This window comes from Streptomyces sp. NPDC006923, assembly GCF_040635655.1.
In the GTDB taxonomy this organism is placed as follows: Bacteria; Actinomycetota; Actinomycetes; order Streptomycetales; family Streptomycetaceae; genus Streptomyces.
In genome coordinates this window covers 1-21857 of record NZ_JBEYIF010000013.1, presented here as the reverse complement: position 1 = coordinate 21857, position 21857 = coordinate 1, and the positions used below count along the sequence as shown (strand labels likewise).

Genomic DNA, 21857 nt, shown 5'->3' with positions numbered 1-21857 from the left:
GACCGTTGTCGGTGCGAGGACCTAATCTGTTCAGCGTGACTTCGCCTGCCTCGACGGAATTCGTTCCGCCCCAGCTCAGCGCGGGGCCGCGACCCGCCCAGGGCCCGGCCGCCGACGAAGGGCTGGCGCGGCGGCTGCGCGCGCTCGCCTGCACCGCGCCGCTGCACGACCTCGACAGCCGCAAGGCCAATCTGGCGGGGGAGTACTCCGTCTACGCGATGGCGGAGGTGGCGCTCTCCGCCATCGATCTGGTCACGCTCAACATGGACTTCGACACCGGCGCCGACCACGAGCAGATAGTGGCCAGACTGCTGCCGCGGGTCGCCGCCCAGGCCCCCGGCCGCCCGGTCGCCGAGCACGAGCGGGTCGCCCGCTGGGTGCTGGAGAATCTGATCAATGTCGGCAGCGTCGACCGGGGCTTCCGCGCGGTCTACGGCACCTTCGGCACCGACGGCGTGTACACGCGCAGGGACTACGACTTCAAGCTCATCGAAGAGGTGCCGGGCCACGGCGGCAGCGTCTATCTCCGGACGACCGACGAGGCGGTGAACGTCCTGGTCGGCGCGCTCGACACGGATGTCACCAGCGCGCAGATCGCGGCCGAGGTCAAGCTGGAGGTGCTGATCAGCCGGGGACGGCTCGCCGACGCGCAGCTCGCCGCCGAGCAGGCCCGCTACCGGACCGTGCAGTACGCCGAGTCGCTGCGCAGAACGCTGGAGGCGACCCGCCGCAATGTGCGGGCCGTCGACTGGCTCAACGCCGTACCGGACATGATCGACGAGGCGCTCGACCATGTCGCCGACCGCTACCGCCACGAGAACGCGATCCTCACCAACATCCGCAAGGCGCGCGACGAGGCCGAGACCGGCGCGGACCCGAAGACCGCCGAGCACAAGCGCCGCGCGGCCGAGCTGGTCGACATCGTCAAGGACTGCATCCGCCGGCACACCCAGCTCCAGTCCCGGCTGCTGGAGGCCGGCCCGCTGTTCCGCGCGGAGCAGGACCGGCAGGCGTTCGCCCGGCCCACGGCCCGCACCGGCCTCGATCTGTACGGGCAGCTCGTCGCCCCCCTGCTGCCGCTCGCCGTCGAGCGGGCGACCCGGGTGACGGACGCGTACTTCGCCCGTGGCACCGGCCTGCGCACCCCCGCCTCCGTCCGGCTCGGGGACCTGATCGATCTTCTGCTCACGCCGCCGGTGGAGCGGGAGCACCTGGGCGTGGAGATGCCCGAGCCGGATCTGATCGCGACACCGGACGACAGCCGCTTCAGCGAGGAGCAACTGGCGAGCGCCAAGGAGCTGCTCGATCTGGAGCACGACGCCCCGCGCCGCCTCTCCGGCCTGCTCGCGGAGGCCCGCGAGCGCGATCCGGAGCTGCCGTACCTGGTCGCCCTGCTCGCCGTGCACGCCGCCAGCCCGCCGGTCGGCACGGCCTACCGCCAGGGCGAGCAGCGGCTGTTGTTCGCGGTCGACGACGGGACGGAGCTGGACGACCCGGAGTTCGGCGGAGCCGACCTGATAGTGGGCACGGCCCTGCTCGACGCGGCGGGCATGACCGCGGACCGCGCGGAGGCGTCGTGACCGTCCCCGCGAGGCCCGCGAGCGTCCGGTCCGCGGCCCCGGCCCTTCCATGGCCACCCACCACCCACCGCAGCGAGGAGCACCACCCGTGAGCGACCACCACGCCGAGCACACCGCCGCGTGGAGCGACCCCGGCGGCGGCGAGGCGGCCGAGACCGCGGCGCCGGCGCCCGGCGGCGCGGTCACCCCCGCCGACGCGGCCGACGCCGCGCGGCTCGTCTCCTTCGGGCTGCAGCCCAAGCTGCTGCCCGCGCGGGACGCCGAGTACACCGAGCTGCTGCGCCGCTATCGCGAGGACTCCGCCTTCGCGCGCGTCGCCGACGCCGTCGCCACCGGATTCGGCCTGGTCGTCCTGGAGGTCTCGCCACGCGCCGGCATGGCCGTGACAGCCGGGGAGGACTCGGTCTTCGCGGTCCGCATGGGTGATTACGCCCGCCGCGCCTCCACCGACTCCGCCGACCGCTTCCTGCACGGTCTCGCCCATCTGGCCGTCGCCGCCATGGCGTTCCCCCGGCCCGAGGACCTCGCCGACGACGGATACATCGGCCGCATCACGGTCAACGGAGTCGACGCGTTCGTACGGCAGGCGTGCCGCAGGCTCGAAGAGCGCGCCGAGGAACAGGGCGAGAACACCGACCCCTCGACGGACGCCCCCGGCCTCGAAGCCGCCTGGCGGATCTACACCAGGCGCAGCGCCACCGGCGCCACCAAGGACGCCCGCCGGCTCGCCGGGTCCACCACCGGCATCATCGGCAAGGCCGTCGCGTTCCTCACCGACTCGGGCTTCCTCCAGCGGACCGGTGACGACGCGGGAGGCGCGTACCGCACCACCGCCCGCTACCAGCTCCAGGTGCGCGACATGGCCGGTCACGCGGCCATGGCCGAGCTGCTGGAGCTGGGCGTCGTACCGGTCAGCGACGGCTCCGCGACCCTGCTGCCACCGCCCGACGGCGACGACCTGGAGCTGGCCGCCGACGCCGGTCTGCCCTTCCACGCCTGACCCCGCCCGCCGGCGGTCCCCGTACCATCCCGCCCGACCGCGCCCGAGCCCACCGGCCTTCGCCCCGGTCCTTCACCACGACGAGAGTCCGCCGCCATGTACGAGCTGTCCCGGGTCCGCCTCTACTCCATCGGGCCTGCCGGTGCGCGCTACGCCGACACCGTGCTCGATCTGCGCGGAGTGGGCGCTCCCGTGCCCCACCCCGCCCCCACGCAGGCGGAGTTCTTCGAGGACGAGCCGGTGGGACCGCCGCGCCGGCCGGCCCCCGCCGGTGTGCTCTTCCTGGAGAACGGCGGCGGCAAGTCCGTCCTGCTCAAGCTGATCTTCTCGGTCATGCTCCCCGGTCACCGCAACACGCTCGGCGGCGCCAGCTCCGGGGTGCTGCGCAAGTTCCTGCTCGCCGACGACTGCGGCCATGTCGCCCTGGAGTGGCAGCACACCCTCACCGGCGAACTCGTCGTGGTCGGCAAGGCCAGTGAGTGGCGCGGCCGTCAGGTGTCCAACGACCCGAGGAAGTTCGCCGAGGCCTGGTACTCCTTCCGGCCGGGCCCCGGGCTCAGCCTCGACTCGCTCCCCGTGGCCGAGTCCACCGCGGTCCGGCCGCCCGTGGAAGGCGCCTCCGGCGCACGCGGCCGGCGCCGCACCATGAAGGGCTTCCGGGACGCCTTCACCGAGGCGGGCAAGGCGTATCCGCATCTCGACGTCCACTGGGAGGAGATCCACGACCGCTGGAACGAACACCTCGGTGATCTGGGCCTCGACCCCGAACTCTTCCGCTACCAGCGGGAGATGAACGCCGACGAGGGCGAGGCCGCGGGGCTCTTCGCGGTCAAGAAGGACTCCGACTTCACCGATCTGCTGCTGCGCGCCGTCACCGACACCCGGGACACGGACGGACTGGCCGACCTCGTCGGCGGCTTCGGCGGCAAACTGGGCCGCCGGTCCGAACTCACCGCGGAGCGCGACTTCACCGCCGGCTCCGTCGACCTGCTCGGCAGGATCGTCGAGGCCGCGGACACCCGCTCCCGCGCCCGGGACATCCACGCCGGCGCCGAACGCCGCGCCCGTACGCTGGTCCGCCGGATCATGGCCCGGGCAGGCGAGGAGCGGGCGCGCGCCGCCGCGCTCGCCCAGCAGGTCACCGCGGCCGCCCACACCGTGACGGCCGCCGAGCAGGCGCGCGGCCGCAGCTCACTCATCGCGGCCGAACTCTCCTACCGCCACGCCTCGCTGGCCCTCACCGTGGCGGAGAAGCGCGCCGCCGCGCAGCGCCGTGAGCTGACCGACGCCCGTACGCTCCATTCGGCGTGGCAGGCCGCCGAGGCCGTACTGCGGCACCGTGCCGCCGCCGACCGCTCCGCGCGGGTGGCCGTCGCGATCCGGGAGGCCGAGCGCGACGCCGCACCCGCCCTGGCGGCGCGGGCCACGGCGGCGGCCGACCTCGTCCGGGCGCTGCACGCCGCCGCCGAGGACGGCGAGCGCCTGGCGAACGAGCAGGAGGAGCGCTCCGCCGTCCTCCAGGAGACCGGCGAGGCCGCGCACCGCGACGCGACCTCCGCCGCCACCGAGGCCCAGCGCGCCCGCAGCGAGGCCGGCCATCTGCGCCAGCGCCTGGCCGAGGTCGAACAGGAGACGGCAGAGGCGGTACGCGCCGGATGGCTCGACGACACCGCGCCGGACGCCGACCCGGCCCGCGCCGCGCTCGCCGCGAGCGACGCCGAGAAGCCGGCGGTGGCCGCCTGGGACACGGCGCGCGAGGCCGCCCGTTCGGCCGCCGAGCGGGCCAGGGAGACGGCCTCGGCGGAGTCCAGGGCCGAGCTGGCGGCGGCGCGGGCCGCCGACGCGGCCCGCGCGGCGGAACACGCCTACGAAGCGGAGCGCCGCGCCGCCGAATCGATCGCGGAGGACCCCAGGCTCGCCGAACTGCTGAGCCTGCCCGTGCCGCCCGCCGCCCAGGCCGGAGTCCCCGCGCCGCGCCGGGGCCCGGGCTCCGCGCAGGAGCGTACGGCCGCCCCCGGGGACACGCCAGGCGGCGTCAGGACGGGCCCCGGCGCCACCGGTCACGACACCGGCCCCGGCCCCCGGCACCCGTCCGGCGCAGGAGAGACGCACGGCCTGGTGCCGCACCCGGCCCGGAGCCGGCCCGGCGGCCCGGCCCCGCACGCGCCCCAGCGGTCCGCCGGGGCCTCCCTGAGCCCCGGGGAACTGGACCGGTACGCCGACGAACTGCGCGAACTGCTCGACCAGGGCATCGCCTCCGCCGAACGGCAGCTCTTCGAGCTGCGCACGGCCGCCGCCGACGACTCCCGTATCCTCGGCGCGCTCGGCGACGGCGGACTGCTGCCGCCAGGGCCCGATGTCCTCGCCACCGTCGAGTACCTCGGCGAGCACGGCATCCCGGCCCTCCCCGGCTGGCGCTATCTGGCCCAGGCCGTCGACCCGGCGGACCACGCCGCGGTGCTGGCCGCCCGGCCGGAGCTGGTCGACGGTGTGGTGATCACCGATCCGGCCTCGCACGCCAGGGCCCGCGAGGCGCTCAGCGGCGCCGCGCTGCTGCCGCGCTCCACCGTCGCCGTGGGCACCGCCGCCGCGCTGCTGGCGCCCGTCCCGGCCCCCGGGGCGGACGAGAGCGGTGTGTTCCTCGTACCGCCGAACCCGGCGATGCACGACGAACACGCCGCCGACGAGGAGCGGCAGGCGCTGCGCACCCGCGCCGCCGCCAGGGACGAGGAGATCCGCACCCTCGCGGCCCGGCTCGCCGGCGACCGCTCGCTCGCCGCCCGGCTCGGCTCCTGGCGTACGGACTGCCCGCCCGGCATGCTCATGGAGCTGGCCGAGGCGGCCGGCACCGCACGGGAGACCGCCGAGTCCGCCTCGGCGGCACTCGCCGAGGCCCGTACGGCACGCGCCGAGGCGGACGAGGCCGCCGCCGACACCGCCCGGGTCCGCGACGAACGCCAGGAGGCGGCCCAGCGCGCCCGCCGCGCGGCCGACGCCCTGGCCGGCCTCGCGTTCCGGCTCCGAGAGCGGTCCGGCTGGCAGGCGAAACTCCGCGAACTGGCCGACGAGGCCGCCGAGTCGGAGGCCCGGGCCGCCGAATGCCTGGAGCGGGCCCGCGCCGCCGACGAGGACCGCAGGGCCGCCCAGCGAGCCGGGGACGACGCCCGCCGTACCGCCCGCGCCCTGCGCGCGGAACGCGCCGAGATCGCCGGCGCGCCGGAGATCCTTCCCGAGCCGGAGCCGGACGCACCCCGCGCCGCGCTGCCCGCGCTGCGCGAGGCCTACCGCGCCGCCTCCCAGCTCTACGAGAAGGTCGGTGTCGGCGCCGACCTTCGGGCCGAACAGGCCCGTGCGGAGAGCGACGAGAGCGCGGCCCTCGCCGAACTCGACCGGCTCACCAACAAGGTCCGGGGCCGCGCCGCGCAGCTCCTCGAATCCACCGACGGCGCCGACGGCCCGTCCCGGCAGGCGGCCGCCGCCCGCGCGGAATCACTCGTGCAGCTCCTCGAATCGCGTGCCTCGGCCGCCAGCGAACAGCTCGGCCGGTACCGCGGCGAGGCCGAACGGCTCGCCCCCGTGGACGGCGACGCCCACACCGAACTGCCCGAAGAGCTCGTCCCCGCCGATGTCGAGCAGGCGGGAAGCCTGCTGCGCACCGCCACCACCGAACTCGCCCTGCGTACCGACGCGCTGGAGACCGCGCGCACCGCGCACGACGAGCTGCTGCACGCCCACCGCGCCGCCGAGGACGCGGCGGGCGGCTTCGACGAGACGGCCGCTCTCCTTCGCGATCTGCTGCGCGGCGCCGCCGCCGACGACCACGAGCAGGGGCGGGACGAGGAGGCCCCCCAGGCCCCGGAGCCGTATCCGGGCACCCTGGAGGAGGCCCGGCACTCCGCGGCCGAGGCCCGGCGCTCGCTGCGCGGCTGCGCGTCCGACCTCTCCGCCGCGGAAGCCGGTCTGCGGGAAGCCTGTGACGTGCTCGTACGGCATGCCAACTCCACCCGCTACGAGCAGGTGCGCACGCCCGCGCGCCAGCAGATCCGGGAGCTGCCGGCGTCGGCGCTGCCCGAGCACGCCGCGGCGTGGGCCGAGGCGTTCGCGCCCCGGCTGCGGGTGCTGACGGACGAGCTGGCGCAGCTCGAACGGAACCGGGACTCCATCGTGGCCCGGCTGCGCGGTCTGGTGGAGTCCGCGCTGACGACGCTCCGTTCGGCGCAGCGGCTGTCCCGGCTGCCCGAGGGGCTGGGGGAGTGGTCAGGACAGGAGTTCCTGCGGATCCGCTTCGAGGAACCCGACCGGTCCCTGCTCACCGAGCGGCTCGGCGAGGTCATCGACGAGGCGACCCGCGCGGCCCTGAAGAAGAACTCCGACCTCCGCAGGGACGGGATGTCGCTGCTGCTGCGGGGTGTCCAGGCGGCACTTCAGCCCAAGGGTGTCGCCGTGGAGATCCTCAAGCCCGACGCCGTCCTGCGGGCCGAGCGGGTCCCGGTCGGACAGATGGGCGACGTGTTCTCCGGCGGGCAGCTTCTCACCGCCGCGATCGCGCTGTACTGCACCATGGCGGCCCTGCGCAGCAACGACCGGGGCCGGGACAAGCACCGCCACGCCGGGACGCTCTTCCTCGACAATCCGATCGGCCGCGCCAACGCCACCTATCTGCTGGAACTGCAGCGCGCGGTCTCGGACGCGCTGGGCGTTCAGCTCCTCTACACCACCGGGCTGTTCGACACGACGGCGCTGGCGGAGTTCCCGCTGGTGATCAGGTTGCGCAATGACGCGGATCTGCGTGCGGGGCTGAAGTACATCAGCGTGGAGGAGCATCTGCGTCCCGGCCTGCCCCAGCAGGACCCGGAGGGCGAGACCGTGCACGGCGAGATCACCGCCACACGGATGTTCAAGCGCGCCCCGGAGCCCGCCGCTGAGTGACGGCGGACCGGCTCCCGGACGCGTGGGACACGGAGCCGGAAGCGGCGGTCAACCACCTCCGGCCGCCGGGGACACGGACGCTCAGGCTTCGCTGAGCCTGTTCGCGCCCCGGCGCCGTATCCGGGTCTCCTCACGCATCGCGGCCCGCGCCGCGCGCCGGGCCCTGCGCCGCTCCCGGCGCAACTGCCGCGCCGTGCTGCTGGGAACGGACACCACGCCGTGCCGCTGGTTCCACATCTGGCGCGTCACCCATACGTCCAGCACGCCCCAGGTCGCCACGACCGTCGAGGCCACGCTGCTGAGCACCATGGGAAAGGCCAGCCAGGAGCCCGCGAGCGTACTGAGGAAGGCAATCATGGCCTGAATCAGTGTCACCGCCGCTATGATCACCGCCCGCACGGCGGCTCTTCTCACCTGATCCGGCATCCGGTACCGCACGGCCGGCTCCTCGACCCAGAGCCCTCGGCGCACCCCCGCGAACCCGTCCGCCGACGCCGTGCCGCGCCACTCGTCCGTCTCCATGACCCCGTCACTCCCCACCGATGTCCGACTCAAGGGTGACTGCCCGGCGTGCGCCGCTTCATTCCGGCATGGGCCCTGCCCGGCCACCCGCCCCGCCCGGGGGCGGACGGCGCGTGTGCCAGACAGGGGCCCGGGCGCCGAATGTGCCGCGCGAACCACCCGCAGCGCTCCCCACTTCCCCTGATCCCCGCACACAAGGACGAACGGCAGGACGGGAAGATTCCCGGCACCGATCACCTGTCGAATGATTTCAGCCATCGTCGTGAGGTTTCATGGAACCCTGCCCGGGTTTCCCCGTCTCGGGCCCGGAAGCCATCTCGCCGGATACCGGGACAACTCATGATCAACGCTGTGGTGGGTGGCTGAAAAACATCCGGACATGCCTTCGAGTTGCTGGTGTGGCAGTAGTAGGCTCGCGCCGTTTGTTGACGGAGCATCTCCCGCACCGGGCGGGGATCGAGCTGGGGGAGGCCATGCGCTTTCGCGGGAAGTCAATCCGCCGGAAGATCGTGGCGCTGCTGCTCGTGCCGCTCGTCGCCCTCACCGCGCTCTGGGGGCTCGCCACCACGCTCACCAGCCGTGAGGCCGCTCAGCTACTGGACGTCGGCTACGCCTTCGAGAAGGTCGGCCACCCCGTCGAGGACACGCTCCGCGGCATCCAGAGCGAGCGCCGCCAGACACTCGTCTACCTGGCCGACCCCCGGGCCTCCGATTCGCTGAGCGAACTCCGCGTCCGCCGCGCCGAGACGGACGAGGCCGTCGCACAGGTCAGGGCCAACGCCGACGCCGTACGCGATCAGCTCGACCCCGCGGCGTCCCAGCAGTTCAAGACACTCCTCGACGCGCTCCACGGCCTCGGCGCCATGCGCCGCTCGGTGGAGAAGAACACCGTCTCCCGCGCGCAGGCACTGGACTTCTACAGCCGGCTGGTCGACCCCGGCTTCGGCTTCCTCGCGGCCCTGAACGACCGCGAGGACGTGGACGAGGACAACTGGGGCCGCGCCCTGGTCGGGCTCGACCGCGCCAAGGAGATGGTCTCCCGCGAGGACGCCCTGGTGGTCTCCGCGCTGATCGCCCGCAGGATCACCGCGGACGAGATCCGCGCCCTCTCCGACCTGGTCGCCAACCGCACCCTGCTCTACCAGACCAACCTGTCCGACCTGCCCGCCTCGGACCGCGCGATCCTCGAACAGTACTGGCGCACTCCGGCCAGCCTCACTCTCCGCACCACCGAGGACCGTCTCATCGCGGCCGGCCCCGGCCGGGATCCGAAGACGATCGACGCCGAGGGCTGGCAGGAGATGACCGCCCCCGTCCTTCAGGACCTGACCCATGAGAGCGCCCAGGCCGGCGCCCTCTACCGGGACCATGTGAACCCGGTCCGCCGCGAGGTGTTCGTCCGGGCCGGGGTCGCGGGCGTGCTGGGTCTTGTCGCCCTCCTCGTCTCCCTCTTCGTGTCCGTACGCGTCGGCCGCGACCTGATCCGTGACCTGTCCCGGCTCCGCAAGGAGGCCCACGAGGTCTCCGGCGTACGGCTGCCCAGCGTCATGCGCCGCCTCGCCGCCGGCGACCAGGTCGACGTGGAGACCGAGGCCCCGCGGCTCGACTACGAGAAGGACGAGGTCGGCCAGGTCGGCCAGGCCCTCAACACACTCCAGCGCGCCGCTGTCGAGGCCGCCGTGAAACAGGCCGACCTCAGGCGCGGTGTCTCCGAGGTGTTCGTCAACCTCGCCCGCCGCAACCAGGTCCTGCTCCACCGTCAGCTCACGCTCCTGGACACCATGGAGCGCCGTACGGAGGACACCGAGGAACTCGCCGACCTCTTCCGGCTCGACCACCTCACCACCCGTATGCGACGGCACGCGGAGGGCCTGGTGATCCTCTCCGGGGCCGCACCGTCCCGGCAGTGGCGCAAGCCCGTCCAGCTCATGGACGTGGTACGCGCGGCGGTCGCCGAGGTCGAGGACTACGAGCGCGTCGAGGTCCGCAGGCTGCCGCGGATCGGCGTCGGCGGCCCCGCGGTCGCCGACCTCACCCACCTCATCGCGGAACTCCTGGAAAACGCCACGGTGTTCTCGCCGCCGCACACCGCCGTACAGGTGCACGGCGAGCGGGTCGCCAACGGCTTCACCCTGGAGATCCACGACCGCGGTCTCGGCATGGCGCCGGACGTGCTGCTCGACGCGAATCTCCGGCTCGCCGAGACCCCCGAGTTCGAGCTGTCCGACACCGACCGGCTCGGGCTGTTCGTCGTCAGCCGGCTCGCCCAGCGGCAGAACGTCCGCGTCTCCCTCCAGACCTCCCCGTACGGCGGGACCACCGCGATCGTCTTCCTGCCGGTCGCGCTGCTGACCGACGCGCCCGAGACGGAGGGCACCGGCTTCCGGCTCGACCGCAAGAGCGCTCTGGAACGCGGCCGGGGCCGCGCCGACAGCGGCGGCAGGCTCACCACGCTGGCACAGGTCCCCGCCGGACTGGGCACCGGTCCTTCCGTACTCGACGGCCCGGTCGAACTCGAACCGCCGCTCGGCGCTCGCGCCGATCTCGACGACGCGCAGAACGAACGCGGCGGGCTGTTCCGCTCGCGCGAGCACCTCCGCGACTCCCGCCATGCCGCACGCGACGACGGCCATGACCTCCGGGGGCTCGCCGCCGAGGAGTCCCGTGGCCCGCGCGACCAGCACCAGCAGGTCCTGGACGAGGGCGCCGACGAACCGGTTCTGCCCCGCCGCAGGCCCCCGACGCTGGTCGTGGACCGCGGCCGGCGGCTGGACGACCAGGGCGCGGAACCGGGGTCCGGCGGATCCGGCACGGGCAGAACGGCCCGGTCCTGGGCCGCCGCCCCTGGCACCCCGGCCCGCCGGCCGTCCCAGGACGCCCCGGCCATGATCGACGGGCTGCCCCGCCGCGTCAGACAGGCCAGCCTCGCCCCTCAGTTGAGGGACACCGCTCCGGCACCCGCCGCCGACAGGGCGCCCGCCGCGAGCCGGAACACCGAACGGGACGCCGACGAAGTACGCGACCGCATGGCCTCACTCCAGCGGGGCTGGCAGCGAGGGCGCCGGCAGAACGATGCCGAGGACACCACCGGCCCCGGCGAGACACCAGGAACCACATCGGAGGGGGACGGTCGATGACCGCACCGAACGCCGCAGTACGCAACTCAACCGACCCCGACGGCGCCGGAGAGCTCAACTGGCTCCTCGACGAACTCGTCGAACGCGTCGCCAGCATCCGTAAAGCGGTGGTCCTCTCCGGTGACGGCCTCGCCACCGGTACGTCCAAGGACCTCACGCGGGAGGACGGCGAACACCTCGCGGCCGTCGCGTCCGGATTCCACAGCCTCGCCAAGGGCGTGGGCCGGCACTTCGAGGCCGGCCAGGTCCGGCAGACCGTCGTGGAGCTCGACGAAGCCTTCCTCTTCGTCACCGCGGCCGGCGACGGAAGCTGCCTGGCCGTGCTGTCCGACGCGGACTCCGACGTCGGACAGGTCGCCTACGAGATGACGCTCATGGTCAAGCGGGTCGGCATCCATCTCGGCACGGCACCCCGGACCGGTCTGCCCGCCGGAGGGTGAGTGGGACGGCATGAGTGACGCAGATCAGGATCCGCAGCACTGGTTCGACGGCGAAGCCGGACCGGTGGTACGCCCGTACGCGATGACGCGCGGCCGCACCAGCAGCGCGGCACGCCATCGCCTCGACCTGATCGCGGTCGTCGTCCCCGAACCCGCGGCCGAGGACCCCGGCCGGGACCAGACGCTCTCTCCCGAACATGTGGAGATCGTCGAACGCTGCCTCGACAGTCCCCAGTCGATCGCCGAGCTCGCCGCCGGCCTGGACCTCCCCGTCGGGGTGGTCCGGGTCCTGGTGGGCGACCTCGTCGACGGCGAGATCGTGCATGTAACCCGTCCAGTTCCGCCGGCCGAGCTGCCGGACGAGAGCATTCTCCGCGAGGTGATCAATGGTCTTCGGGCGCTCTAGCCGCAGGGAGCGGCCGGTCGATCCGGTGACGCTGAAAATCCTGGTCGCGGGTGGTTTCGGGGTGGGCAAGACCACCCTGGTGGGCGCGGTCAGCGAGATCAGACCGCTCCGTACCGAAGAGATGCTCAGCGAGGCGGGCCGGCCCGTCGACGACGTCGACGGCGTCGAGAGGAAGACGACCACCACCGTCGCCATGGACTTCGGCCGGATCACACTGCGCGAGGACCTGGTGCTGTACGTCTTCGGCACCCCGGGCCAGGACCGCTTCTGGTTCCTCTGGGACGAACTGGCCCAGGGCGCCCTCGGCGCGGTCGTACTCGCCGACACCCGGCGCCTCGCCGACTCCTTCGCGGCCGTCGACTACTTCGAACGGCGCGGCATCCCGTTCACCGTCGCCGTCAACTGCTTCGAGGGCGCCGAGCGCTTCCCGCCCGAGACCGTACGCTCCGCACTCGACCTCGACCCCGAGGTACCGCTGATGATGTGCGACGCACGCGAACGCGAGTCCGTCAAGGAAGTACTGGTGACGGTCGTCGAACACGCCATGACCCGCGCGGCGCTGCGCCGGGAGCACGCGGTGACCTGAACACCGCACAGCCGGTACGCCCGGACCGCCGGGAACACGGCCCGTACCCCCACCGACCGGGGTACGGGCCGTGGCTCTTCCGGCCGCCGCGTGCCGCCTCCGGCCACGTGCCGGACAACGCGTGGCCGAGCAGTACGGCCAGAACTCCCCGTACGAGTCGGATGTGCGCCGTTCGGCCGTCCTTCGCTCCGCCATAAGGGCACCGTCAGGGCACGGAGAGAACCGGAAACGGGTTCGGTACGTCCAGTAGGGAGACGGACGGCCGGAGCCTACGGGGGTGGTCCCGGCCGTCCGTCCGCCGGCGGTCAACGGCGGCACAGGGACGCGGTTCCCCGCCGGCGGAGCGCCGGTTCACCGGGGCGGGTCCGCCCGGCAGCCCCGATCGGATACAGTCCGCGCGTGGTGGAGCCCGAGAAGAAGCCCGTGCCGCACTCGCACTGCGGAAGCTGCGGCGCCCCGTATCCCCCGGACGCCGGCTGGCCCCGTACATGCACGGCCTGCGGCGCCACCGCCTACCGCAACCCCCTGCCCGTCGCCGTCGCCCTGCTGCCGGTGACGGACCGCCGGGGCACCGCGCTGGTCGTCATCACCCGCACCATCGAGCCCCAGCGCGGCGGCCTCGCACTCCCGGGCGGCTTCATCGACCACGGCGAGGACTGGCGGCACGCCGTCGTACGGGAGCTGGGCGAGGAAACCGGCATCGAGGCGGCGCCGGAGGATGTGCGGGGGGCCGACATCCTCAGCTCACCGGGCGGCCATCTGCTGCTCTTCGGCCTGCTCCCGGAGCGCCCCGCCGCCCAGTTGCCGCCCTCCGTCCCCACGGACGAGACACGGGGCTGGCAGCTTCTGCGCGCTCCGGCGGAACTCGCCTTCCCCCTGCACACGGAGGCCGTACGCGCCTGGTTCGCCGGCCGCTACGACCCGGCCCGGGCGACGAGACGTCCCTGACGCGGGACGCCCGGTCCGCCCCGTCCGCCCGGGGGACGGTCCCGTCACCCCCGCCGTACGCCCCGCACCCGCACCTCCCAGTCCGGCTCCACCGCGCCGTCGTGCCCCACCCGCTCCACCACGACCTCACCGTCCACCAGCCGTGAGGTATAGCGCTCCACCTCCGGCTCACCACGGCCGTCGCCCGGATCCCGGACCACCAGGCCACCGCCCGGACGTCCGTCCGCCGGAGCCCACACCTCCAGCACACAGCCGCCGTCCTCGCCCCGCACGGGAATCACCGCACCGGCCCGTGCCAGCACCGGAATACGGGAGCGCGGCGCGTCCAGCACAACCTGACCGGGCCCCTCGTACGCCTCTCCCGTCACCGTGTCGTACCACCGGCCGCGCGGCAGACGCACTCCGCGCCGTTCCACTCCGCGTTCCAGCACCGGGGCCACCAGCAGCGAGTCACCGAGAAGAAACGCGTCCTCGCAGTCGCGCAGCGCCCGGTCCTCCGGAGCGCCCCACCACAGCGGCCGCGCATACGGCGCTCCCGTCAGCCTCGCGAGCTGAGCCAGCGTCACGAAGTACGGCAGCAGCCGCTCCCGCCCGGCGAGCGCGGCCCGCGCGTGTTCGAGTACCTCGGCGCCGAACTCCCACGGCTCCCGCCGCCCCGCGTCGATCGCCGCGTGCGTACGGAACAGCGGCAGATACGCCCCGAGCTGGAACCAGCGCAGATACAGCTCGGGCGACGGACTCCCGTCGAACCCGCCCACATCGGGCCCCGAATACGGCACTCCGCACAGGCCGAGCCCCAGCACCAGCGAGAGCGACGCCCGCAGCCCCGGCCAGCCGGTCGACACATCGCCGGACCACGTACCGCCATATCGCTGCATCCCGGCCCAGCCCGAGCGGGAGAAGAGAAAAGGACGCTCCTCCGGCCGCAGCCGCCACAGACCTTCGAATCCGGCCCGCGCCATGGCCAGCCCGTACACATTGTGGGCCTCGCGGTGGTCCCCGCCCCTGCCTTCCAGCCGGTGCCTGGCCGACCGGGGCAGCGTCGGGTCACCGAACGGAGCGAAGGACACCGGCTCGTTCATGTCGTGCCACACCCCGGCGAACCCCTGCGCCAGCCGCTCCTCGTACAGCCCGCCCCACCAGTCACGCACCAGCGGATCCGTGAAGTCCGGATAGACGCAGTCGCCGGGCCAGACCACGCCCCGCACCTCCCGCCCCCGTCCGTCCCGCACAAAGGCGCCCACCGCGGAACCGCTGTCGTACACCGCGTTCCCACGCTCCGCCTTCACCGCCGGATCGACGATCGAGACCAGCCGGACGCCGTCCGCGCGCAACTCCTTGGCGAGACCCGGCAGATCGGGGAAGCGCTCACGGTCGACGGTGAAGACCTGATGCGCGTCGTAGTGATCGATGTCGAGATGGACCGCGGACAGCGGCAGATCCCGCTCCCGATAACCGGCGACGATCCGCCGCACCTCCCGCTCGCTGCCGAAACCCCAGCGGGCGTGCTGCGGCCCGAGCGCCCAGGCCGGCGGCGGGGTCGGCGCCCCGCTGAGCGCCGTCCAGGCGTGCAGCACCCGGGCCGGTGTACCGGTCACCACCCAGCAGCGCAGCGGCCCCCCGTCCATCCGCAGCTCGCTGCCGCCGGGCCGGTCGTGCCCCGAGCCCGCGCCCTCCTCACCCTCCCTCAGGACGACCCGGCCGTCCCAGGAGTTGTCGTAGAAGGCCAGATGCGTACCCGCGTCGGCCACCACGAGCTGCACCGGCATCGTCACATACAGCGGATCGTCGTCAGGTCCGAAGCGACCGCCCGGATCGGTGTTCCACAGCCGGTACACACCGTCCCGCAGCCGGGGCCCCGAGGCCCGCCCGCCCAGGCCGAAGAACCGCGCGTCCGCGGGCACCTCGGACCGCTGCACCCAGCGCGCGGGACCCCCCGGGGCCCGCTCCCACCAGCGGGGCGGCAATTCCCGGCGCAGCAGCACACCGCCCGGTGTACGGACCTCCACAGCGCCGTGGCGCGAGACCGCCACCGTCACCCGCTCCGACACCACCCGCCAGCCGCCGTCCTTGTCGGGCTCCAGCCCGGCCCGCGGATCCGGCCCGGGAGATGCCTCGTCGAGCGCGTACGACGGCAGCGGCCGCGCGCCGTCCCAGCCCCAGAAGACCGCCCCGCCCACCGTGACGCACACATGCAGCTCCGCGCGCGCGAACCGTACGGTGCCGCCACCGGGCATGCGCTCGGCGCCGGTCACCGGACCGGGCACCCGGGCCCGTTCCGGGCCGCGCGGCGCCGGCTCTCTGGCATCCGTACGCCATTGCCGCCAGGCCGACCGTACGGCGCGGAGCCCCTGTACCGACCCGACCACTTTCATCGAACGCACCAGTTCACGACCGTCCATGCTGCTCAGCCTGCCATCCGGCCGGGACCCCGGGGGCATCGTTCAACTCCCGTTCACCCGTGGTGACAGCACATATCCGGCCAGCCGACCATGGGTGGCGAAACCTGGTGCGAACGACGATCACATGGCATCGTCCGTGTCAGCCGCGTCACGCGCACACCCCCGCCCGTGCGCGCGACCACGCACACCACGCGTCGAGCCACCGGGAGCCGCCCCATGACCGCAGCAGCCAGCCTCGACCCCCTCTGGCAGCCGAGTCCCGACCGCATCGCGGCCGCCCATGTCACGCGCTTCCAGAGCTGGGCCGCCGAGCGGTACGGCGCCCCGGCCGAGGGCGGCTACGCCGCGCTGCACCGCTGGTCGGTCGACGAACTCGAAACGTTCTGGGCCGCCGTCGCCGACTGGTTCGACATCCGGTTCTCCACTCCGTACACACGCGTCCTGGGCGACCGCACCATGCCCGGCGCACAGTGGTTCCCCGGAGCCACCCTCAACTACGCCGAACACGCGCTGCGTACCGCCGAAGACCCGGCCCGCGCCCACGACCCGGCCCTCCTGTATGTCGACGAAACACATGAACCGGTCGCGACAAGCTGGTCCGAGCTGCGCCGCCAGGTCACCTCCCTCGCCGGGGAGCTGCGAGCACTCGGCGTGCGGCCCGGAGACCGCGTCAGCGGCTACCTTCCCAACATCCCGCAGGCCGTCACCGCGCTGCTGGCCACCGCCGCCGTCGGCGGAGTCTGGACCTCCTGCGCCCCGGACTTCGGCGCCCGCAGTGTCCTGGACCGCTTCCAGCAGGTCGAACCCGTCGTACTCTTCACCGTCGACGGCTACCGCTACGGCGGCAAGGAACACGACCGCACCGAGACCGTCGCCGAACTCCGCCGTGAGCTGCCCACCCTGCGGGCCGTGGTCCATGTCCCGCTGCTGGGCACCCCGGCCCCCGAAGGCGCCCTGGAATGGGCGGACCTGACCGCCGGCACCACCGGCGCCGACGACCGGATCTTCGAACAGGTCCCCTTCGACCACCCCCTGTGGGTCCTGTACTCCTCCGGCACCACCGGCCTGCCCAAGGCGATCGTCCAGTCCCAGGGCGGCATCCTGCTGGAGCACTTCAAGCAGCTCGGACTGCACTGCGACCTCGGCCCCGGGGACCGGTTCTTCTGGTACACCTCCACCGGCTGGATGATGTGGAACTTCCTCGTCTCCGGCCTGCTCACCGGCACCACGGTCGTGCTGTACGACGGCAGCCCCGGCTTCCCCGCCGTCGACGCCCAGTGGGCCGTCGCCGACCGGACCCGCACCACCCTCTTCGGCACGTCCGCCGCGTATGTCATGGCCTGCCGCAAGGCCGGGGCGCGGCCCGCGGCCAACCACGACCTCTCACGCGTGAAGTGCGTCGCCACCACCGGTTCACCGCTCCCGCCGGACGGATTCCGCTGGCTGCACGACGAGGTGGCCGAGGACCTGTGGATCGCCTCCGTCAGCGGCGGCACCGACGTCTGCAGTTGCTTCGCCGGGGCCGTACCCACCCTCCCGGTGCATGTCGGAGAGCTCCAGGCGGCCTGCCTGGGCACGGACCTCCAGGCATGGGACCCCGCGGGAAAGCCCGTCCTGGACGAGGTCGGCGAACTGATCGTCACCAACCCCATGCCCTCCATGCCGATCCGCTTCTGGAACGACCCCGACGGCAGCCGCTACCGCGACAGCTACTTCGAGATGTTCCCCGGTGTCTGGCGCCACGGGGACTGGATCACCATCACCGGGCACGGCTCGGTCGTCATCCACGGCCGCTCCGACTCCACCCTGAACCGCCAGGGCGTCCGGATGGGCTCCGCCGACATCTACGAGGCCGTCGAACGCCTGCCGGAGATCCGCGAATCCCTGGTCATCGGCCTGGAGGAGCCGGACGGCGGCTACTGGATGCCGCTCTTCGTCCACCTCACCGAGGGCGCCGTGCTCGACGACGCCCTGCGGGCCCGCGTCACACAGACGATCCGCGAACATCTCTCCCCCCGCCATGTCCCGGACGAGATCATCACCGTTCCCGGCATCCCGCACACCCTGACCGGCAAGCGCATCGAAGTCCCCGTCAAGCGCCTGCTCCAGGGCACGCCCCTGGACAAGGCCGTCAACCCCGGATCCGTGGACAACCTCGAACTGCTCCATTTCTACGAGGACCTCGCCCGCGACCGTCGCTGACCGCCGTCGGGGCCCGTTGTCAGACCCCTCAATTACTGTCGGTGACCAGTGATCGACAGTACTGAGGGGGACTCATGGCACGCGACGAGCACCACGGACGAGCCGGGCGGACACGGCGGCCCGCACACGACAGGGCGGGCGGCACCGTCCGCCGCAGACTGCGGCGCGAAGTCCCCAGCACCGTCGGCCTGCTGGCCGACGAACGGGACTTCGCCGCCATGCGCCGGTACCGCAGCTTCACCTTCGACGACCACGCGGCCTATCTGCGCCAGCTCGACGGACTCCTGAGATCCCTGGCATCCCAGGGCGTCCACACCACGGTCGCGCTCTTCGACCCGGAGGAATTCGCGGAGTACTGCGCGCACACCGGGCTCGACCCGGACAGCCCGGCCAGCCGCAGCCGGTTCACCGCCAGAATCCCCGTGGACGGCGCCGCCGTCGCCTACGCCGGGCAGCCCCACGACAGTCTTGTCCCGCTGCTCCTCGACACCGCGGTCCGCAGAGCCACCTGGGAGTACACGACAACGGTCCTCGCCGATCTCGGGGAGTGCGCCGAATGCGGACAGGACATCGGCCGCGCGGCCTTCGACCGCGCCTCCCACCTGCTGCTCCGGCTGCTGGAGACGGCGGGCCCCGGCACGCACCACCTCGTCTGCAGCGTCCCCGCCGCCGACGAACAACTTCTCGCGGTGCTCCACACCGAACGCGCCGGCGACACACCCGCCCGGCTCGACTCGTCCGAGGGCGCCGAATTCGTGAGCGTCCTGGCCGCCGGTATCGCCCTGGAAAGCCCGGGAGGAGTGGTGCTTCGCACCACAGGACCGGACACCCCCGACCGGCTGCACGGCTGGCGACTGCGCCGCGACCGCCTCGTCCCGCTCACCGCGGGCGAGGTCTTCAGCGCCTACTGCACCGATGCCGACACCGGAGAGCCGCTCTCCCCGGAGCCCGGAGTGGAGTACTGCGCCGGCTTCGACCTCGGCCCGGACGACACCGGCACCCACCACTGAACGCCGCGGGGGCTCCCCGCCCGGACACGGCGGGAAGCCCCTGCGGCACCACGATCAGAACGGGCCAGGTCCGTCACTCGCCGGACAGCACCGCCTGCGCCGCCTTCCTGGCGTCCTCGGCGGTGTCCGTGGCGCGCGCGGCGGCGGCGGCCCGCTCGCACTGCGCCAGTGTGTGCTTGGCCAGGGTCGACCGCACATAGGGGATCGACGCCGCGCCCATCGACAGCGAGGTCACCCCGAGCCCGGTGAGCACACAGGCGAGCAGCGGATCGGCGGCCGCCTCACCGCACACGCCACAGCTCTTGCCCTCGGCCCTGGCGCCCTCCGCGGCCAGCGCCACCAGGTCGAGCAGCGCGGGCTGCCACGGATCCTGCAACCGTGCCACCGCACCCACCTGCCGGTCGGCGGCGAAGGTGTACTGCGCGAGATCGTTGGTCCCCAGCGAAAGGAACTCGACCTCCTGAAGAATCGAACGCGACCGCAGGGCGGCGGACGGAATCTCCACCATCGCACCGAACTTGGCGTGCAGCCCCGCCTCACGGCAGGCGTCCGCGAACGCCCTGGCATCCGCACGGTCGGCCACCATGGGCGCCATGACCTCCAGATACACCGGAAGACCCTGGGCCGCCTTGGCCAGCGCGGTCAGTTGGGTCCGCAGCACCTCCGGGTGCTCCAGCAGACTCCGCAGACCCCGCACACCGAGCGCCGGGTTCGGCTCGTCGGCGGGGGTCAGGAAGTCCAGCGGCTTGTCCGCTCCGGCGTCCAGCACCCGTACGACCACACGGCCCTCGGGGAACGCTTCGAGCACCGTCCGGTACGCCTCGATCTGCTTCTCCTCCGAAGGGGCCTGCTCACTGTCGTCCAGGAACAGGAACTCGGTACGGAAGAGCCCCACACCCTCGGCACCCGCCTCGACGGCGGCCGGCACATCCGCGGGCCCGCCGACATTGGCGAGCAACGGGACCTTGTGACCGTCCGAGGTCGCGCCGGGCCCGGTGGCGGCGGACAGCGCGGCCTTCCGCGCGGCGGCCGCCTCCTCCAGCTCCGCCCGCTTCTCGGCACTGGGATCCACGAAGACATCACCGGTGCTGCCGTCGACCGCGACCACCACACCTTCGGCCAGTTCCCCGGCACCCGGCAGCGCGACGACCGCCGGCACTCCGAGCGCCCGCGCCAGAATCGCGCTGTGACTGGTCGGCCCACCCTCCTCGGTCACAAAACCGAGCACCAGAGCGGGGTCGAGCAACGCCGTGTCGGCGGGCGCGAGATCGCGGGCGATCAGGACATACGGCTCATCACTGTCCGGCACACCCGGCATCGGGACACCCAACAGCCGGGCGACGATGCGATTGCGCACATCGTCCAGGTCCGCGACCCGCCCGGCCAGATAGTCACCGGCACCCGCGAGCAGCGCGCGGTACGAGGCGAACGCGTCGTACACCCCGCGCTCCGCCGTGCTCCCCACGGCGATACGCCGGTCCACATCGGCGATCAGCTCGGGGTCCTGCGCCATCATCGCCTGCGCCTCAAGCACCGCCTGCGCCTCGCCGCCCGCCAGATTGCCGCGCGCCATCAGGTCGGCCGCGACCGCCTCGACGGCCTGACGGGCGCGTCCCTGCTCGCGCTCCGCCTCCTCCGCCGGGATCTGCTTGGCCGGCGGCTCCAGCACCGCGGTCCCCATGTGCCGGACCTCGCCGATCGCCACTCCATGGCTGACCCCGACGCCTCGCAGCGTTGTCTCCATCTCACCGTCTCCGCATTGTGGGGCGCCCCGGTCGGGCCCCGATGGGTGTGCGACGAGCGCTCAGCGCCCGTCCCTGACATACGGTTCCGGCGTCACTGCCAGCCGAAGAGCGTGTCACCGGTCTTCACATCGCCGTCCTCACGGAGATCGGAGAGCGCGTCGGCCGTGGCCTCCAGTGCCACGATCGGGCAGACGGGAGACTTGCCGGCCTCTTCGACAGCGGCCGGGTTCCAGCGCACGACGGCCTGACCGCGCTCGACCGTGTCCCCCTTGTTGACGAGCAGTTCGAAGCCCTCGCCATTGAGTTGAACGGTGTCGATACCCAGGTGCGTCAGCACCCCGTGCCCGGCCGCGTCGACCACGACAAACGCGTGCGGATGCAGAGACACAACGACACCGTCGATCGGGGAGACGGCCTCGCCCGGCTCCCGGACGGGGTCGATGGCTGTGCCGGGGCCGACCATCGCGCCGGAGAACACCGGGTCGGGGACGGCGGCGAGTCCGACGGCCCGTCCGGGCAGCGGCGCGGTCACGATGGTCATGGGGGGCCTCCCAGGGGGCGGAGATTCGGGGGCGCCGTCACCGCCTGTGATGGGACGACGTGCTGTTCAGAAGGGTAAGTCATGGGAAGTAACGGTTCCGCATGACAGCAACGAGTCGGGCAGCGCCGGTGTCACCGGAATGGATTTGCCTGTCTCGACCGACCCGCTGTAGTGTCGTACTCCTGCCTGGCCCCGCCGAGACATTGTGTCGGGGGTCGGCAGCATCTATCACACCTGGATTCTTGCTTTACCTCCGCTTTTGCATGTCTGCGAGACGGTGGTCAAGGAGAGCGAAAAGGCCTGATAGAGTCGGGAACACGAAGTACGGAACGAAATGAAGTACCGGAGGGAAGCGCCCGGAGGGCCCGGAGACGGGGCTGAAGGAAGCGTTCGTTCCTTGAGAACTCAA

At 72.9% G+C, this 21857-nt stretch carries 14 protein-coding genes; 10 read left to right on the top strand and 4 right to left on the bottom strand.

The window, feature by feature from the left end; translation table 11 throughout:
* Window positions 1–35 precede the first annotated feature (35 nt).
* From ABZ707_RS24435 to ABZ707_RS24425, 3 genes are all read left to right on the top strand, one after another.
* Window positions 36–1580, top strand: coding sequence for a hypothetical protein (locus ABZ707_RS24435; protein ID WP_360178782.1), 1545 nt, complete (start codon window positions 36–38; stop codon window positions 1578–1580).
* A gap of 88 nt (window positions 1581–1668) precedes the next feature.
* Window positions 1669–2580 (top strand): hypothetical protein, encoded by a 912-nt coding sequence (locus ABZ707_RS24430; protein ID WP_360178779.1) that lies wholly within the window; start codon window positions 1669–1671, stop codon window positions 2578–2580.
* Window positions 2581–2676: 96 nt separating this feature from the next.
* A complete protein-coding gene (locus tag ABZ707_RS24425; RefSeq protein ID WP_360178776.1) occupies window positions 2677–7509 on the top strand; it encodes a hypothetical protein in 4833 nt (1610 codons plus the stop codon).
* Between the two features lie 81 nt (window positions 7510–7590).
* Here the strand turns inward: ABZ707_RS24425 and ABZ707_RS24420 are convergent, their stop codons facing one another.
* On the bottom strand, window positions 7591–8031 hold the full coding sequence (locus ABZ707_RS24420) for a hypothetical protein (RefSeq protein ID WP_360178773.1): 441 nt from the start codon (window positions 8029–8031) through the stop codon (window positions 7591–7593).
* Between the two features lie 473 nt (window positions 8032–8504).
* On the opposite strand from ABZ707_RS24420, the gene ABZ707_RS24415 reads away from it, so the two are divergent.
* From ABZ707_RS24415 to ABZ707_RS24395, 5 genes are all read left to right on the top strand, one after another.
* Window positions 8505–11168 carry a nitrate- and nitrite sensing domain-containing protein gene (locus tag ABZ707_RS24415; protein WP_360179091.1) on the top strand — a complete coding sequence of 888 codons (2664 nt, stop codon included), beginning with the start codon at window positions 8505–8507 and terminating at the stop codon, window positions 11166–11168.
* Window positions 11165–11608: a roadblock/LC7 domain-containing protein gene (locus ABZ707_RS24410; RefSeq protein WP_360178770.1), complete on the top strand. Its 444-nt coding sequence runs from the start codon at window positions 11165–11167 to the stop codon at window positions 11606–11608. Before ABZ707_RS24415 ends, ABZ707_RS24410 begins: the two co-directional genes overlap by 4 nt.
* 10 nt (window positions 11609–11618) lie before the next feature.
* Window positions 11619–12014 carry a DUF742 domain-containing protein gene (locus ABZ707_RS24405; RefSeq protein WP_360178767.1) on the top strand — a complete coding sequence of 132 codons (396 nt, stop codon included), beginning with the start codon at window positions 11619–11621 and terminating at the stop codon, window positions 12012–12014.
* Window positions 11995–12600, top strand: coding sequence for an ATP/GTP-binding protein (locus ABZ707_RS24400; protein WP_360178764.1), 606 nt, complete (start codon window positions 11995–11997; stop codon window positions 12598–12600). Before ABZ707_RS24405 ends, ABZ707_RS24400 begins: the two co-directional genes overlap by 20 nt.
* 399 nt (window positions 12601–12999) lie before the next feature.
* Window positions 13000–13548, top strand: a complete 549-nt coding sequence (locus tag ABZ707_RS24395) for an NUDIX domain-containing protein (RefSeq protein ID WP_360178761.1) — start codon at window positions 13000–13002, stop codon at window positions 13546–13548.
* A gap of 44 nt (window positions 13549–13592) precedes the next feature.
* Here the strand turns inward: ABZ707_RS24395 and ABZ707_RS24390 are convergent, their stop codons facing one another.
* Window positions 13593–15950, bottom strand: coding sequence for a glycoside hydrolase family 31 protein (locus tag ABZ707_RS24390; protein ID WP_360178758.1), 2358 nt, complete (start codon window positions 15948–15950; stop codon window positions 13593–13595).
* A gap of 216 nt (window positions 15951–16166) precedes the next feature.
* Here ABZ707_RS24390 and ABZ707_RS24385 point away from each other — a divergent pair, with 216 nt between their 5' ends.
* On the top strand, window positions 16167–18152 hold the full coding sequence (locus ABZ707_RS24385; protein WP_360178755.1) for an acetoacetate--CoA ligase: 1986 nt from the start codon (window positions 16167–16169) through the stop codon (window positions 18150–18152).
* A 74-nt stretch (window positions 18153–18226) separates the two neighbouring features.
* On the top strand, window positions 18227–19162 hold the full coding sequence (locus tag ABZ707_RS24380) for a hypothetical protein (RefSeq protein ID WP_360178752.1): 936 nt from the start codon (window positions 18227–18229) through the stop codon (window positions 19160–19162).
* A gap of 73 nt (window positions 19163–19235) precedes the next feature.
* Here ABZ707_RS24380 and ptsP read toward each other — a convergent pair whose 3' ends face one another.
* Both ptsP and ABZ707_RS24370 read right to left on the bottom strand, forming a co-directional pair.
* On the bottom strand, window positions 19236–20906 hold the full coding sequence (ptsP, locus tag ABZ707_RS24375; RefSeq protein WP_360178749.1) for a phosphoenolpyruvate--protein phosphotransferase: 1671 nt from the start codon (window positions 20904–20906) through the stop codon (window positions 19236–19238).
* Between the two features lie 92 nt (window positions 20907–20998).
* On the bottom strand, window positions 20999–21448 hold the full coding sequence (locus ABZ707_RS24370; RefSeq protein ID WP_360178746.1) for a PTS glucose transporter subunit IIA: 450 nt from the start codon (window positions 21446–21448) through the stop codon (window positions 20999–21001).
* Window positions 21449–21857 lie beyond the last annotated feature (409 nt).

Bases quoted from the DNA above. Each gene is read 5' to 3' on its own strand.
- ABZ707_RS24410 (WP_360178770.1), top strand. From the start codon at position 11,165: ATGACCGCACCGAACGCCGCAGTACGCAACTCAACCGACCCCGACGGC.
- ABZ707_RS24425 (WP_360178776.1), top strand. From the start codon at position 2,677: ATGTACGAGCTGTCCCGGGTCCGCCTCTACTCCATCGGGCCTGCCGGT.
- ABZ707_RS24390 (WP_360178758.1), bottom strand. From the start codon at position 15,950: ATGGACGGTCGTGAACTGGTGCGTTCGATGAAAGTGGTCGGGTCGGTA.
- ABZ707_RS24405 (WP_360178767.1), top strand. From the start codon at position 11,619: ATGAGTGACGCAGATCAGGATCCGCAGCACTGGTTCGACGGCGAAGCC.
- ABZ707_RS24370 (WP_360178746.1), bottom strand. From the start codon at position 21,448: ATGACCATCGTGACCGCGCCGCTGCCCGGACGGGCCGTCGGACTCGCC.
- ABZ707_RS24385 (WP_360178755.1), top strand. From the start codon at position 16,167: ATGACCGCAGCAGCCAGCCTCGACCCCCTCTGGCAGCCGAGTCCCGAC.
- ptsP (WP_360178749.1), bottom strand. From the start codon at position 20,906: ATGGAGACAACGCTGCGAGGCGTCGGGGTCAGCCATGGAGTGGCGATC.
- ABZ707_RS24400 (WP_360178764.1), top strand. From the start codon at position 11,995: ATGGTCTTCGGGCGCTCTAGCCGCAGGGAGCGGCCGGTCGATCCGGTG.
- ABZ707_RS24415 (WP_360179091.1), top strand. From the start codon at position 8,505: ATGCGCTTTCGCGGGAAGTCAATCCGCCGGAAGATCGTGGCGCTGCTG.
- ABZ707_RS24380 (WP_360178752.1), top strand. From the start codon at position 18,227: ATGGCACGCGACGAGCACCACGGACGAGCCGGGCGGACACGGCGGCCC.
- ABZ707_RS24420 (WP_360178773.1), bottom strand. From the start codon at position 8,031: ATGGAGACGGACGAGTGGCGCGGCACGGCGTCGGCGGACGGGTTCGCG.